This window comes from Cupriavidus gilardii, assembly GCF_013314895.1.
In the GTDB taxonomy this organism is placed as follows: Bacteria; Pseudomonadota; Gammaproteobacteria; order Burkholderiales; family Burkholderiaceae; genus Cupriavidus; species Cupriavidus gilardii_C.
This window is the reverse complement of the sequence record NZ_JABTYE010000001.1, coordinates 78,457-92,340: the sequence shown is the minus strand read 5'-3', so window position 1 is coordinate 92,340 and position 13,884 is coordinate 78,457. Positions and strand designations below refer to the sequence as shown.

The following is a 13,884-nucleotide window of genomic DNA, read 5'->3' as shown; positions in this document are numbered from 1 at the left end:
CGTCCCGCCGTCCGACCGACGACCCGCTCGCATGACCGAACAACAACGATCACCGAATCACACCGCAATCCAGGCGACGGGCCGCCAGCCCGCGCGCCGGCCAGCCCGGGCCCTGCGCCCGCTGGTGCTGGCCATGGCCGGCTGGTCGCTCGGCGCGCACGCGCAAGGCCAGGCGGTCGGCTCGGCGATTCCCGCGCTGCCGGCGGCGGAGCCGGCGGCCGAGGCACCGGACCCGCGCCAGCCGCCGCGCCCCGGCGAACTGATTCCCTATCTGTCGGAGCCGGCCACCTGGCGCAGCGCGCCGAGCGATCCCAATGCGCCGACCTATGTGTCCGGCGACACCATGACCGGCTACAACGAGCGCGGCCTGGAACTGCAGGGCAATGCCGAGCTGCGCAGCGACGGCGCGGTGATCAAGGCCGACCGGCTGACCTACGACCAGGACAGCGACGAAGCGCTGGCAACCGGCAATGTCCGGCTCTCGCGCGAAGGCACGCTGGCGGTCGGCCCCGAAGCGAAGCTGCGCGTCGAAGCCAACGAAGGCTACATGCTGTCGCCGGATTACTACTTCCAGCAGACCGGCGGTTCGGGCACGGCCGAGCGCATCGACTTCCTGAACAAGAACCAGAGCACCATCCAGCGCGCCACCTACACCACCTGTTCGCCCGATAACGCTGACTGGTACTTCAGCGCGCGCCAGCTCGACCTGGACAGCGACCGTCAGGTCGGCACCGCGCACGGCGCCGTGCTGCGTTTCTTCGATGTGCCGATCCTGGCCGCGCCGGCGGTGACCTTTCCGCTGACCGACGAGCGCCGCAGCGGCTTCCTGGCGCCGCTGATGGCCTACAGCTCGCGTTCGGGCTTCGACCTGACGGTGCCGTACTACTTCAATATCGCGCCGAACCGCGACCTGACGCTGTATCCGCGCGTGATGAGCGAGCGCGGCGTGCAGCTCGGCGGCGACTTCCGCTATATCGGCAACGGCTATGCGGGCCGCATCCGCGGCGAGTTCCTGCCGAACGACCAGAAGACCAACTCGGACCGCTGGCTGTACTCGATCCAGCATAGCCAGAACCTGGCCAAGGGCCTGAACGCCTATGTGAACCTGAACCGGGTATCGGACGACCGCTATCCGGACGACCTGACGCGCACGGTCGCGCAGTCGACGCTGCGTCAGTACACGCAGGAGGGCGGGGTCACCTACAACTGGCAGGACTTCTCGCTGCTGGCGCGCGTGCAGACCTTCCAGACGCTGGCGCCGAGCCAGCCGACCTACGAGCGCGTGCCGCAGTTGAACGGCAAGTTCACGCGCTACAACTGGGGCGGCTTCGACGTGCAGGTCGAGGCCGACTACACGCGCTTCCGCATCCCGCTGACGACCACCGGCTTCCAGCAGCCGCAGGGCGAGCGCGTTTTCATCCAGCCGTCGATCAGCTATCCGATTGTGCGCCCGGGCTGGTTCGTGACGCCCAAGGTCATGTTCAACGCGGCGCAGTACCAGATGGAGCCGTCGACCAACACGCCGGGCGCGAACAACACGCTGACGCGCTCGGTGCCTACCTTCAGCATCGACGGCGGCATGACGTTCGAGCGCGACGCGCCCACCATCAGCCGGCTGTTCGGCACCAAGTACCTGCAGACGCTGGAACCGCGCCTGTTCTATGTCTACACGCCGTTCCGCGACCAGAGCGCGTTCCCGCTGTTCGACACGGTGCAGTCCGACTTCGGTTACGGGCAGATCTTCAGCGAGAACCCGTTCACCGGCTACGACCGCATCGCCGACAACAACAAGCTGACCGCGGGCGTGACCACGCGCCTGATCGAGTCCGAGACGGGCATCGAACGCTTCCGTGGTACGCTGGCGCAGCGCTTCGACTTCAGCGGCCAGCGCGTGCAGCTGACCGGCACGCTGGACGACGCCGAGAGCGGTTATTCCGATCTGCTGGCGGCCACCACGATCCAGCTGTTCCGCGGCTACTACATCAATGCCGGGATGCAGTACAACCCGGAAAACGACCGGGTGATCCAGTCGAACATCGCGTTCGCGTGGCGGCCCGAGGCGCGCAAGCTGCTGAACGTCGGCTATCGCTACCGGCGTCCGACCACGGTCACCGACAATACCGCGATCGACCAGTTCGAGATCTCGAGCCAGTGGCCGATCACGCGGCGGACCTACGGCATCGGGCGTGTCGCCTACGACATGAGCGCCAACCAGCTGGTCGATACGCTGCTGGGGCTCGAATACGCCGCCGACTGCTGGGTCGGCCGGGTCGCCTACCAGCGTTTTCGCAATACCACGCAGGGCTACACCGGCCGGGTGTTTCTGCAGGTGGAGTTCCGCGGCCTGTCGAAGATCGGCTCCAATCCGCTGGATATCATGAGGTTGAACGTGCCTGGCTACGAGCCTGTCTCGGCCGCGCCGATCCCTCAGACCCAGTTCGACCATTACGAATGACGGACCATGATGAAGCGTCAAGCAGTCTCTGTATTTTCCGTTGCCGCGGCTTCGTCGCGGCGTTCGCGCGGCATCGTGCTGTCGGCATTGCTCGCCTGCGTGGCCGTCCCGGCGGCCGCGCAGCTGAAGGCGCCCGGTAACGCCGGTTCGGGGCAGCGCCCCAGCGGCATCTTTGTGCCGCAAGGTTCGCAGGCCACGCCGCCGACCGCGCCGACCCAGCCGCGCCTCGGCTCGGGGCAGCGTACCGGCCGCTCGCAGCTGGTCGACGAAGTGGTGGCGATCGTCAACAACACCGTGATCACGCGGCGCGAGCTGCTCGACAGCGCCGACGAGATTGAGAACCAGCTGCGCGGGGCCGGCCGGCCGATTCCGCCGCGCGAGGAGCTGCTCGGCGAAGTGCTGGAACGGCTGGTGATGGAGCGCGTGCAGACCCAGGCCGCGCAGGACGCCGGCATCCGCGTGACCGATCAGGAAGTTGACCGGGCGATCGAGTCGGTCGCGCAGCAGAACCGCATCAGCGTCGCCGATCTGCGGGCGCAGGTCGACCGCAGCGGCATGACCTGGGACAAGTACCGCAGCGAGCTGCGCAAGCAGGTGCAGGTGATCCGGCTGCGCGAGCGCGAGGTCGACTCCAAGGTCCAGGTGTTCGACGGCGAGATCGACAACTATCTGGCCGCGCGCGCGGCACGCAGCGGCGCCGCGCCGACCGGCGAGCCGCAGTACGACGTGGCCCAGATCTTCGTGCGCGTGCCCGAAGACGCCAGCGAGGCGCAGAAGGCGCAGCTGCGCGCCAAGGCCGAAGGGTTGCTGAAGCAGGCCCAGGGCGGCGCCGACTTCGCGCAACTGGCGCAGAACAATTCCGACGGCGCCGAGGGTGCCAAGGGCGGCTCGCTCGGCTATCGCGAGATCGGCCGCCTGCCGGCGCAGTTCGCCAACGCGGTGCTCGACCTGCAGCCGGGCAAGGTGGTGCCCGAGGTCGTCGAGAGCCCGGCCGGTTTCCATGTGCTCAAGCTCGCCGGCAAGCGCACCGCGCCCGCGGGCGGCGATGTCGCGCCGAGCCGCATCACGCAGACCCAGGTCCGCCATATCCTGATCCGCACCGGTCCCAACATGCCCGAGGCCGAAGCGCGCCGCCAACTGTCGACGCTGCGCGATCGCATCCAGCACGGCACCAAGTTCGCCGATATCGCCAAGCGTTATTCGCAGGATGGCTCGGCGCAGAACGGCGGCGAGCTCGGCTGGGTGTCGCCGGGCGAGCTGGTGCCCGAGTTCGAGCAGGCGATGAACCGGCTGCGTCCGGGCGAAGTATCCGAGCCGGTCACCAGCCAGTTCGGCGTGCATCTGATCCAGGTCGAAAATCGCCGCGAGGTCGAGGTTTCGCCGGAGAAGCAGCGCGACTTCGCCCGCGCCGAGGTGCGCGAGCAGAAGCTGCGCGCGGCCTACGAGGACTGGCTGCGCCAGCTGCGCGAGGCCGCTTATGTCGAATACCGGACCAACCGCGAGGCCACCCGCTAAGGGGCCCGCCAAGGGCACCGTTTCGCCACCACGATGACCGCGCCGTCTGCCACATCCTCTGCCCAGCCCGTGCCATCGCCTTCGGCCTTGCCGCTGCGGCTGCCGATCGCGATCACGACCGGCGAGCCGGCCGGCATCGGCCCGGACATCACGGTCCGCGCGGTGCTGGAGCTCGCCGGCGGGCAGGCGGGTCCGAGCTTTCATGTACTGGGCGATGCGCGGCTGCTGGCCGAGCGCGCCGCCGCGCTCGGATTGGCGCAGGCGTGGCAGCGCAAGCTCGACGCGGGCGAGGCGGTGGTCGAGGACATCCCCCTGGCGGCTTCGTGTGCGCCCGGCGTGCTCGACGCGCGCAACGGCCGCTATGTCCTGAGCCTGCTCGACGCGGCGCTGGCCGGCCTGCTGGCCGAACCGGGGCAGGCCGCCCGCTATGCGGCGGTCGTCACCGCGCCGGTGCAAAAGAGCACGATCAATGACGCCGGCGTGCCGTTCACCGGCCATACCGAATATCTGGCCGAACGGGCCGGCGTGTCGCGCGTCGTGATGATGCTGGCCGGGCCGCAGCCCGCGCACGGCAATGCGATGCTGCGGGTGGCGCTGGCCACCACCCACTTGCCGCTGCGCGCGGTGCCCGATGCGCTGAACGTGCCGATGCTGGTCGAGACGTTGACCATCGTCGAGCGCGACCTGCGGCACCGCTTCGGCCTGGCCCGACCCCGCATCCTGGTGACCGGCCTGAACCCCCACGCGGGCGAGAGCGGGCACCTTGGCCGCGAGGAGATCGACGTCATCGCGCCGGCGCTGGCGCAGGCGCGCGATGCCGGCATCGACGCGCGCGGTCCCTATCCGGCCGACACGCTGTTCCAGCCCCGGCTGCTGCGCGATGCCGACTGCGTGCTGGCGATGTACCATGATCAAGGCCTGGCGCCGCTGAAATACGGCACCTTCGGCCATGGTGTCAACATCACGCTCGGCCTGCCGTTCATCCGCACCTCGGTCGACCACGGCACCGCGCTCGATCTGGCCGCCAGCGGTCGCGCCGAGCACGGCAGCATGATCGAGGCGATCCGCTGCGCGATCGGCATGGCCGGCCATGCCGAGGGACGCCTGCAGGGCGCCCCGCCGGCCGGACACTGAAGAGACATCATGCGTTCCCATGTGCACCAGGGCCATACGGCCCGCAAGCGATTCGGCCAGAACTTCCTGGTCGACGACAGCATCATTCATGGCATCGTCAATGCCATCGACCCGCAGGCCGGCGACCTCGTCGTCGAAATCGGGCCGGGCCTGGGCGCCCTGACCGAGCCGCTGCTGGAGCGGCTCGATCATCTGCACGTGGTCGAACTGGACCGCGATCTGGTCGAACGGCTGCGGCGCCGCTACGGCGACCGCATGACGATCCACGCGGGCGATGCGCTTGCCTTCGACTTCGACGAACTGAAGCAGCCGGGGCGGCCGCTGCGCATCGTCGGCAATCTGCCGTACAACATCTCCAGCCCGCTGCTGTTCCATCTGATGGAGTTCGCCGACCACGTGCGCGACCAGCATTTCATGCTGCAGAAGGAAGTGGTCGAGCGGATGGTGGCCGAGCCGGGCAGCAAGGCCTTCGGCCGGCTGTCGATCATGCTGCAGGTGCGGTACCACATGGAGTACGTGCTCGACGTGCCGCCGGAATCATTCAATCCGCCGCCGAAGGTCGATTCCGCCGTGGTCCGCATGATTCCCTGGCCGCGCCAGGAAGACGGCCGGCTGCGCTCGCCGTACGCCGCCTGCGACATGACGGTGCTCGGCGATCTGGTCACCGCCGCGTTTTCGCAGCGCCGCAAGGTGTTGCGCAACACGCTGTCGATGCTGCGCGATCACGTCGACTTCGATGCGATCGGCTTCGATCTGGGCCGCCGTGCCGAAGAGGTGCCGGTGGCCGAATACGTCGAACTGGCCAATCGCATCGGCGCCTGAACTACCGCCTGCGAAAGAACCCCACCCGAATGCTAAAGCGCGCCTTCCGGCGCGGATGAGAATCGCGCCGCGACGGGCCGAGGCCGCGTCGCGATCTCTCAACCGCCAAGGAGCGCAAGCATGCATGCACGCCGCACTACGACCCCCGCACCGCTGTTCCACCTCGGCCCCGTCCCTGACGCCGTCCACGGCTTCTGGGGCGCAAGTGCTCCCCGCGGCCGCGAGATTGGCCGAGAGCTGACGCTGGCGCTGCGGCACCACGATGGCCCCGCGGTGCACGCGTTGCTCGAGCGCGACCCCACCGCGGTGCGCTGGCGCGACGAACTCGGCAACACGCCCTTGCACGCCGCGATCCTGGCGCGTTGCGAACCCCGCCTGATCGACACGCTGCTCGCCCGCCGGGCCGATCCCGCCATCGCCAATGACGACGGCAATACCTGCATGCACCTGGCCCTGTCCATGCGCCCGACCATGCCGGCCGTGGTGGAGTCGCTGCTCGACCACGGGCGCTGGTTCGGCGACGGCATCGGCATCGGCGCCCTGGGCAAGCCCAATCGGCAAGGCAGGACCGCGCTGGAGCTGGGCAGGGATGTGGGAGGCGCACCGGCGTCCGGGCTTGCGGTAATCCTGCCGAAGCTCGAAGCGGCTCTGGTCGACTGGATGGACGGATTCCGCAAAAGCCTGCTGGCCGCCATCGATGCCGACGATGCGGCCGCGGCGCGGCATCTGGTCACCACCGGCGGCTGGAGTCTCGATATGCCGCTGGCGGACGGCATGGATCTGCTGCAGATGGCCTTGCACTACAACGCGCCGCGCATGGCTTGCAACATCATCGACCTGGCCGCGGCGGTCGACAATCGCATCGTGCTCGAACGGCCGGATGCCATGCTTGGCCTCACGCCGTTGATGACCACCGTTGCGCTCCGAGCAGGCGCGCCGTTTGCGCGCTTGCTGCTGCACGGCGTCCCGCTCGATGTACAGGGGCCGCTCGGCGTCACCGCGCTGCATCTGGCCGTCGGGACAGGCCAGCTGACGTTCGTGCAGCAGTTGCTGGCCGCCGGTGCCTGGCCCGATCCTGCCGACGAGTTCGGTACCACGCCGATGATGATGGCAGCGGTGGCGCGCCGGCCGGACCTCGTCAAGGCGCTGTGCGATGCCGGCGCCTACCATCCGCTCCAGGGCCATGTCCCCCGGCCGGCAAGGCAGGAGAGCCGTTGCACGATCCTTTGAGGACGCCGGCGAGCACGCTTACGGCCGGCTGGCGTCGCGCGTGGAGTTGCGCTCGATCAGCTCGATCTTGTAGCCGTCCGGGTCTTCGACGAAGGCGATCACGGTGGTGCCGCCCTTCACGGGACCGGCCTCGCGCGTGACCTTGCCGCCGGCGGCGCGGATGCGCTCGCAGGCGGCCGCCGCGTCGTCCGTTTCCAGCGCGATATGGCCGTAGGCCGTGCCCATCTCGTACTTGTCGACGCCGTAGTTGTAGGTCAGTTCAAGCACGGCGGTTTCGCTCTCGGGACCGTAGCCGACGAAGGCGAGCTTGTACTTGTACTCGGGGTTGTCGCTCTCGCGCAGCAGCTGCATGCCGAGCACGCGGGTGTAGAAGTCGATCGAGCGTTGCAGGTCGCCGACACGGAGCATGGCGTGGAGAAGTCGCATGGTAAGCCTCTGTTGGGGTGTGTTTTTTAACGTCCTGTGAGTAACCGCGCGGTACTGCGGGGTACTGCCGGAAAGGCGTTAGTGTAGAACGGATCGGCGGATCGATCCGCCGCGGCGGGGATCGTGCGGACCTGCAACGCCCGCCGCAGCGACGGCGGGTTGCCGCCTCAGAACGCCGGCAAGGCTTCCGGCGGATGGCTGCGCAACTGCGCCCGCGCGTCGCGGAATTCGGGGAAGATCGACGCCACGGTGTCCCAGAAGCGCGGGCTGTGGTTCATTTCCTTCAGGTGCGCCAGCTCGTGCGCGGCCACATAGTCGATCACCGACAGCGGGAAATGCATCAGCCGCCAGCTCAGCCGGATCTTGCCGTCCGAGGTGCAGCTGCCCCAGCGGGTATTGGCCGAACTCAGCGCGAACGCGCGATGGCGCACGCCGAGCTTTTCCGCGTAGATGTCCAGCCGCTCGGCCAGCAGGCGCCTGGCCTGTTGCTGCAGCCAGGCCTGCACGCGGTCCTTGATCTGCTGCTCGTCGGCCTGCTCGGACAGCGCCAGGTGCAATACGCGCGCCTCGGCATCGAACAGCAGCGTGCCGGTCGGCGAGTCCAGCCGCAGCGTGATCGGCTTGCCCAGAAAAGGCAGGGTCGCGCCGTCGCGCCACTGCACCGCTGGCAGCACGCGCTGCGCATCGCGCTGCTGCCATTCGGCCAGCTTGCCGAAGATCCAGCGCTGCTTCTCGGCGATGGCCGCCTCGATGTCGGCGATGGTGACCCAGCGCGGCGCGGTGATCGACAGCCCGCGGTCGTCGATGACGAAGCCGATGGTGCGCCGGGACGAACGCTTCAGCGTGTAGTGGAGCGCTCGCTCGCCCAGCCGCAGCAGCCTGGCGTTGGGCGGGGGCGCCGGCCAGGGCGCCGTGGCAGGACCGGCCGACGTGGTGCCATCGAGCGCACTGGCAGCCGGCTTGGCGCCGGCGGTGCCGGCGCCGGAGTCCATCAACGGCAATTCCATCTGGCCGTCTGCGGGTTCCGGGGCGCGGCGGGCCGGCTTCATGCAGGCTGTCCTCGCAGATAGCTCTCCGGATCGATGCGGCGCATGTCGCGCTCGATCCATTGCTCAACCTCCTGGTTCAGCATGTCGGCGGTCTTGTGAGCCGACGACAGCGGGGGGCCGATCGAGATCGTGATGGTGCCGGGATACTTCAGGAAGGAGTTGCGCGGCCACAGGCGGCCCGAGTTGATCGCGATCGGAATCACCGAGGCGCCGGTCTCGACCGCCAGGCGTGCACCGCCGCTCTTGTAGCGCGGGTTTTCCATGCCGGCCGGCGTGCGCGTGCCTTCGGGGAACATGATGATCCAGGCGCCCTCGGCGAGCCGCTCGCGGCCCTGGCGTACGGCCGAGGCGAACGCCCGCGAACCGTCCTTGCGGTTGATATGGACCATCTTCAGCATGCCGAGCGCCCAGCCGAAGAACGGCACGAACAGCAGCTCGCGCTTGAAGACGAAGCACAGCGGCTTGGGCATGGTCGCCACCAGTGCCACGGTCTCCCACGCGGACTGATGCTTGGACAGCAGCACCACCGGCTTGTCGATCATGGCCTGCAGATGCTCGCCGCCTTCGATGCGGTAGCGGATGCCGCAGATCAGCCAGGCGGCGCCGATCACCAGCTTCGGCCAGCCGCGCACGAAGCGATAGCGCCGGTTGGCGCTCATGAACGGGAAGGCCAGGAAGCAGGCGCAGGCATAAGGGGGCGTCAGCACCAGCAGGTACAGCGCGAACAGCAGGGAGCGGAGAAAGATCATCGGGGGTTCGTCGGATCAACCGGTGACGGAGCGGGGGCCGAGGCCGAGGCCGCGGCCGAAGCAGAAGCGGCTGCGCCGGCGTGCGATGCCGCCGCGGCGCCGTGCCGCGAGCCTTCGCCTTCCAGCAGCCAGCGCGAGAACGCGCGCAGGTCGTCGTGCACCAGCGTGCCGGGCGGCAGGCCGCCCTTGGTCAGCGTGGCTTCGCCCTTGCCGGTGCGCACCAGGTGCGGCGTGCAGCCGAAGGCGACGCCGGCCTGCAGGTCGCGCAGCGAATCGCCGACGATCGGCACGCCGCGCAGTTCGATGCCGAAGCGTTGCGCTGCCTGCTGGATCAGGCCGGGTTTGGGCTTGCGGCATTCGCATGCGTCGGCCGCGGTGTGCGGGCAGAAGAAGATCGCCTCGACGCGGCCGCCGAGGCGGGCCAGCGCCTTGTACATCTTCTCGTGCATCGCGTTGAGCGCGCTCATTTCGAACAGGCCGCGGCCGATGCCCGACTGGTTGCTGGCGACCACGACGCGATAGCCGGCCTCGTTCAGCGCGGCGATCGCTTCCAGGCTGCCGGGGATCGGAATCCATTCGTCCGGCGTCTTGATGAACTGGTCGCTGTCGAGGTTGATGACCCCGTCGCGGTCCAGGATCACGAATTTGGGCGGTGTCTGCGGCATGGCGGCGCTTCGGTAACGAGTACGGTCGGTGCGGCTGGCGAAGTGCGATGCGCGGGTCAAGCGGCCAGCTTCGAAATGTCGGCAACGCGGTTGGCCAGCGCATGCAGCGAGGCCAGCAGGGCCAGGCGGTTGGCGCGCAGCCGCGCGTCCTCGGCCATCACCATCACGCCGTCGAAGAAGCGGTCGACCGCGTCGCGCAGCCGGGCCAGATCGCGCAGCGCGGCGGTGAAGTCGCCGCGGGCAAAGGCCGCCTCGACGCCGGGCCGCACGTTGTCGATGGCGGCATGCAGCGCGCCTTCGGCCTCTTCCTGGAACAGCGCGGGCGCCACCTCGCCCACGGCCTCGGTATTCTTGCGCAGGATATTGGTGATCCGCTTGTTGGCCGCTGCCAGCGCCGCCGCCTCGGGCAGCGTGGCGAAGGTGCGCACGGCTTCCATGCGGCCGAGGATGTCGTCGAGCCGCTGCGGACGCAGGCTGACCACCGCCTCGACTTCGTTGGTGGTGTAGCCCTTGTCCTTCAGGTAGCCGCGCACCCGGTCGTACAGGAAATCGGTGATGTCCTCGCGCGCGGGCTTGACCGCCGGCACGCCGGCGAAGGTCTGCTCGGTCAGCGCCAGCAGCGCGTCGAGGCCCAGCGGCAACGGCGTTTCGATCAGCATGCGCAGAATGCCCAGCGCGTGGCGGCGCAGCGCGAACGGATCTTTCTCGCCGGTCGGCTGCAGGCCGATGCCCCAGATGCCGACCAGCGTCTCCAGCTTGTCGGCCAGCGCGACCGCGATGCTGACCGAGTTCGACGGCAGCGCATCGCCGGCAAAGCGCGGGCGGTAGTGTTCGGAGCAGGCCAGCGCGACCTCTTCGGCCTCGTCGTCGTGGCGGGCGTAGTAGGTGCCCATCGTGCCCTGCAGTTCGGGGAATTCGCCGACCATATCGGTCAGCAGGTCGGCCTTGGCCAGTTCGGCGCCGCGCATCGCGGCCGCCTTGTCGACCGGCACGCCGGCGGCGGCCATCGCATCGGCGATATGGCCGGCGATCTGCTGCAGCCGCTGCACGCGGTCGAGCTGGGTGCCGATCTTGTTGTGATAGACCACGTTGGCCAGCTGCGGCACGCGCGAGGCCAGCGTCTTCTTGCGGTCCTGGTCGAAGAAGAACCTGGCGTCGGCCAGGCGCGGGCGCACCACGCGCTCGTTGCCGCCGATGATCGACTGCGGCGTGTCGGTGGCCAGGTTCGACACGATCAGGAAGCGGTTGCGCAACTGGCCGTTGGCGTCGGTCAGCGCGAAGTACTTCTGGTTGGTCTGCATCGTCAGGATCAGGCATTCCTGCGGCACTGCCAGGAACGCCTCCTCGAAATGGCAGGCGTAGACGACCGGCCATTCGACCAGCGCGTTGACCTCGTCGAGCAGCGCATCGGGCATGATCACGCGATCTTCGCCGGCGGCGGCCAGCAGCCCGTCACGGATGCGCTCGCGCCGCTGCGCGTAGCTGGCCAGCACCTTGCCCTGGTCCTCGAGCAGCGCGGCGTAGCGCTCGGCGTGCGGGATTTCGATCTCGCCCGCGGACAGGAAGCGGTGGCCCAGCGTGCGGTTGCCCGCGGCCAGCCCGAGCGCCGAGACCGGCACGACCTTGTCGCCATGCAGCGCGATCAGCCGGTGGGCCGGGCGCACAAAATGGACCGTGCTGCCGTCCGGACGCTGGTAGCTCATCACCTTCGGAATCGGCAGCTTGCCGATAGTCTCGTCCAGCGCGGCCTGCAGGCCGTCGGCCAGCACCGCGCCGCGCGCGGTGTAGCGGTAGAACAGCGCCTCGGCCTTGCCGTCGGAGGCGCGCTCCAGCGTCTGCCAGTCGATTGCCTCGACACCGACCGATTTGGCCAGCGCGGCCAGCTTCTTGGCCAGCGGCGCGGTCGGCTCGCCGGCGGCGTCCAGCGCCACCGACACCGGCAGCACCTTTTCACGCTGCTCGCGGTCCGGCGCACTGGCGCGCACGCCGCTGATCAGCGCGGCAAGGCGCCGCGGCGTGGCATACGGCGTCACCGTGCTGCCGTCGTCGAGCAGGCCGCGCTCGGCCAGGCCGGCAAACAGGCCTTGGGCGAAGGCCTCGCCCAGACGTGCCAGCGCCTTCGGCGGCAGCTCTTCGGTGAACAGTTCGATCAGCAGCGAATCGGTCAGGGGTTGCGACATGAATCGGTTCCAACGGTTTGTGGCGCACGCCGGCATCGGCGGCGCCGAAAGGGTTCAGCGGCGCTCAACAGCGCGGTTCGACGCCGGACAGCAGCCATAGCCCGTGCTGCTGGCGGAACTGCAGCGTGGTCGAGCGGCACGCGGACGGCGCGTTGCCCGCCAGCTTCTCGCTGGTAGCGGAGAAGCGCGCATACAGGCGGTGATGGCGGCGATCGTAGCGGATCTCGTCGATGCGGCCGCCGATCCAGAAGTCGATCCGCGGCGGCAGTTGCGAGGCCGAATGATAGGTCCGCACCAGGCGCCGTTGCCGGCCGTTGCGGTGTACGGTCTCTACCCAGGTCAGCGGATAGCGGATCGCGCTCTCGTAGGCGCGCAGCGGCACGCGTCGCCAGCCCAGATCCTTCGACCCGGACAGATCGCATGACATCGAGCGCACCAGTTGCGTCCACTGGTCGATCGCATTGGTGTTCGGCTGCAGATGCCGGTTGATGGCCTGCTGCAGCGCCTGCGAATCGCCTTCGCAGACATTGGCCTGCTCGGCCGAGGGGTAGAGCACCTGCGAGGCCTGGGCATAGGCCGACGGCACGATGGCGTGCGCGCCGCCCGCGGCGGCCACCGCCAGCGCGCAGCACAGCGCACGGCGTGCCATCGAATTCATGCGGCGGCCTCGATCGAAGGCTTGGCGGCGGCGGTGGCGTCCGCGCCGGCCGGCCCGCACATCGGGAAGCCCAGCGCCTCGCGCGATTCGTAGTAGGCCTGGGCGACCAGCCGCGACAGATTGCGGATGCGGCCGATGTACGCGGCGCGCTCGGTCACCGAGATCGCACCGCGCGCGTCCAGCAGGTTGAAGGTGTGGGCGGCCTTGAGCACCTGTTCGTAGGCCGGCAGCGCCAGCTTGACGTTGGTGGCCTGGGCGGCATCGCCGTCGGCGCCGACGCCCATCAGCCGCTTCGCCTCGCCCTCGTGCTCGGCGAAATGGCGGAACAGGATCTCGGTATTGCTCTGCTCGAAGTTGTAGGTCGACTGCTCGACCTCGTTCTGGTGATAGACGTCGCCGTAGGTCAGCCGGCGGGTCTTGCCGTTCTCCTCCCACTCGGTCCAGACCAGGTCGTAGACGTTCTCGACGCCCTGCAGATACATCGCCAGCCGCTCGATGCCGTAGGTGATCTCGCCGGTAATCGGCTTGCAGTCGATGCCGCCGACCTGCTGGAAGTAGGTGAACTGGGTCACTTCCATGCCGTTGAGCCAGACCTCCCAGCCCAGGCCCCAGGCGCCCAGCGTCGGATTTTCCCAGTCGTCCTCGACGAAGCGGATGTCGTTCTGCTTCAGGTCCAGGCCCAGCGCCTCGAGCGAGCCCAGGTACAGCTCGAGAATGTTTTCGGGCGCGGGCTTGAGCACCACCTGGTACTGGTAGTAGTGCTGCAACCGGTTGGGGTTCTCGCCGTAGCGGCCGTCCTTCGGGCGGCGCGACGGTTGCACATAGGCGGCGCGCCACGGCTCGGGGCCGATCGCGCGCAGGAAGGTATGCACGTGCGAGGTACCGGCGCCAACCTCCAGATCGATGGGTTGCAACAGCGCGCATCCTTGCCGGTCCCAGTAGGACTGCAAGGTCAGGATCATTTGTTGGAAGGTCAGCATAACGAAGACGACGGATCGCGG

General features: G+C 68.6%; 12 protein-coding genes. 5 read left to right on the top strand and 7 right to left on the bottom strand.

Going from position 1 to position 13,884, the window contains the following annotated elements:
• Nucleotides 1-31 precede the first annotated feature (31 nt).
• From HTY53_RS00410 to HTY53_RS00390, 5 genes are all read left to right on the top strand, one after another.
• A complete protein-coding gene (locus HTY53_RS00410) occupies nucleotides 32-2,455 on the top strand; it encodes an LPS-assembly protein LptD (protein ID WP_174104432.1) in 2,424 nt (807 codons plus the stop codon).
• A gap of 9 nt (nucleotides 2,456-2,464) precedes the next feature.
• The gene (locus tag HTY53_RS00405; protein WP_174104666.1) at nucleotides 2,465-3,970 is read left to right on the top strand and encodes a peptidylprolyl isomerase; all 1,506 of its coding nucleotides are present in this window, start codon (nucleotides 2,465-2,467) and stop codon (nucleotides 3,968-3,970) included.
• A 33-nt stretch (nucleotides 3,971-4,003) separates the two neighbouring features.
• Complete coding sequence (gene pdxA, locus HTY53_RS00400; protein ID WP_174104431.1) at nucleotides 4,004-5,104, top strand: 4-hydroxythreonine-4-phosphate dehydrogenase PdxA; 1,101 nt, start codon at nucleotides 4,004-4,006, stop codon at nucleotides 5,102-5,104.
• 9 nt (nucleotides 5,105-5,113) lie between these two features.
• Nucleotides 5,114-5,926, top strand: a complete 813-nt coding sequence (gene rsmA / locus HTY53_RS00395) for a 16S rRNA (adenine(1518)-N(6)/adenine(1519)-N(6))-dimethyltransferase RsmA (RefSeq protein WP_174104430.1) — start codon at nucleotides 5,114-5,116, stop codon at nucleotides 5,924-5,926.
• Between the two features lie 120 nt (nucleotides 5,927-6,046).
• The gene (locus tag HTY53_RS00390; protein ID WP_174104429.1) at nucleotides 6,047-7,156 is read left to right on the top strand and encodes an ankyrin repeat domain-containing protein; all 1,110 of its coding nucleotides are present in this window, start codon (nucleotides 6,047-6,049) and stop codon (nucleotides 7,154-7,156) included.
• An 18-nt stretch (nucleotides 7,157-7,174) separates the two neighbouring features.
• On the opposite strand, the gene gloA is transcribed toward HTY53_RS00390, so the two are convergent.
• The 7 genes from gloA to glyQ all read right to left on the bottom strand — a co-directional run bounded on the left by gloA (nucleotide 7,175) and on the right by glyQ (nucleotide 13,863).
• Nucleotides 7,175-7,582 carry a lactoylglutathione lyase gene (gene gloA / locus HTY53_RS00385; RefSeq protein WP_174104428.1) on the bottom strand — a complete coding sequence of 136 codons (408 nt, stop codon included), beginning with the start codon at nucleotides 7,580-7,582 and terminating at the stop codon, nucleotides 7,175-7,177.
• Between the two features lie 167 nt (nucleotides 7,583-7,749).
• Nucleotides 7,750-8,631 carry a M48 family metallopeptidase gene (locus HTY53_RS00380; protein ID WP_174104427.1) on the bottom strand — a complete coding sequence of 294 codons (882 nt, stop codon included), beginning with the start codon at nucleotides 8,629-8,631 and terminating at the stop codon, nucleotides 7,750-7,752.
• Nucleotides 8,628-9,380, bottom strand: coding sequence for a lysophospholipid acyltransferase family protein (locus HTY53_RS00375; RefSeq protein WP_174104426.1), 753 nt, complete (start codon nucleotides 9,378-9,380; stop codon nucleotides 8,628-8,630). Before HTY53_RS00375 ends, HTY53_RS00380 begins: the two co-directional genes overlap by 4 nt.
• Entirely contained in the window at nucleotides 9,377-10,045 is a 669-nt protein-coding gene (gmhB, locus tag HTY53_RS00370; protein ID WP_174104425.1) for a D-glycero-beta-D-manno-heptose 1,7-bisphosphate 7-phosphatase, read from the bottom strand. The genes HTY53_RS00375 and gmhB overlap by 4 nt, the downstream gene beginning before the upstream one ends.
• A 56-nt stretch (nucleotides 10,046-10,101) precedes the next feature.
• Complete coding sequence (glyS, locus tag HTY53_RS00365; RefSeq protein ID WP_174104424.1) at nucleotides 10,102-12,225, bottom strand: glycine--tRNA ligase subunit beta; 2,124 nt, start codon at nucleotides 12,223-12,225, stop codon at nucleotides 10,102-10,104.
• A gap of 64 nt (nucleotides 12,226-12,289) precedes the next feature.
• Nucleotides 12,290-12,883, bottom strand: coding sequence for a hypothetical protein (locus tag HTY53_RS00360; RefSeq protein WP_174104423.1), 594 nt, complete (start codon nucleotides 12,881-12,883; stop codon nucleotides 12,290-12,292).
• A complete protein-coding gene (gene glyQ, locus HTY53_RS00355; protein WP_174104422.1) occupies nucleotides 12,880-13,863 on the bottom strand; it encodes a glycine--tRNA ligase subunit alpha in 984 nt (327 codons plus the stop codon). Before glyQ ends, HTY53_RS00360 begins: the two co-directional genes overlap by 4 nt.
• Nucleotides 13,864-13,884: the final 21 nt, after the last annotated feature.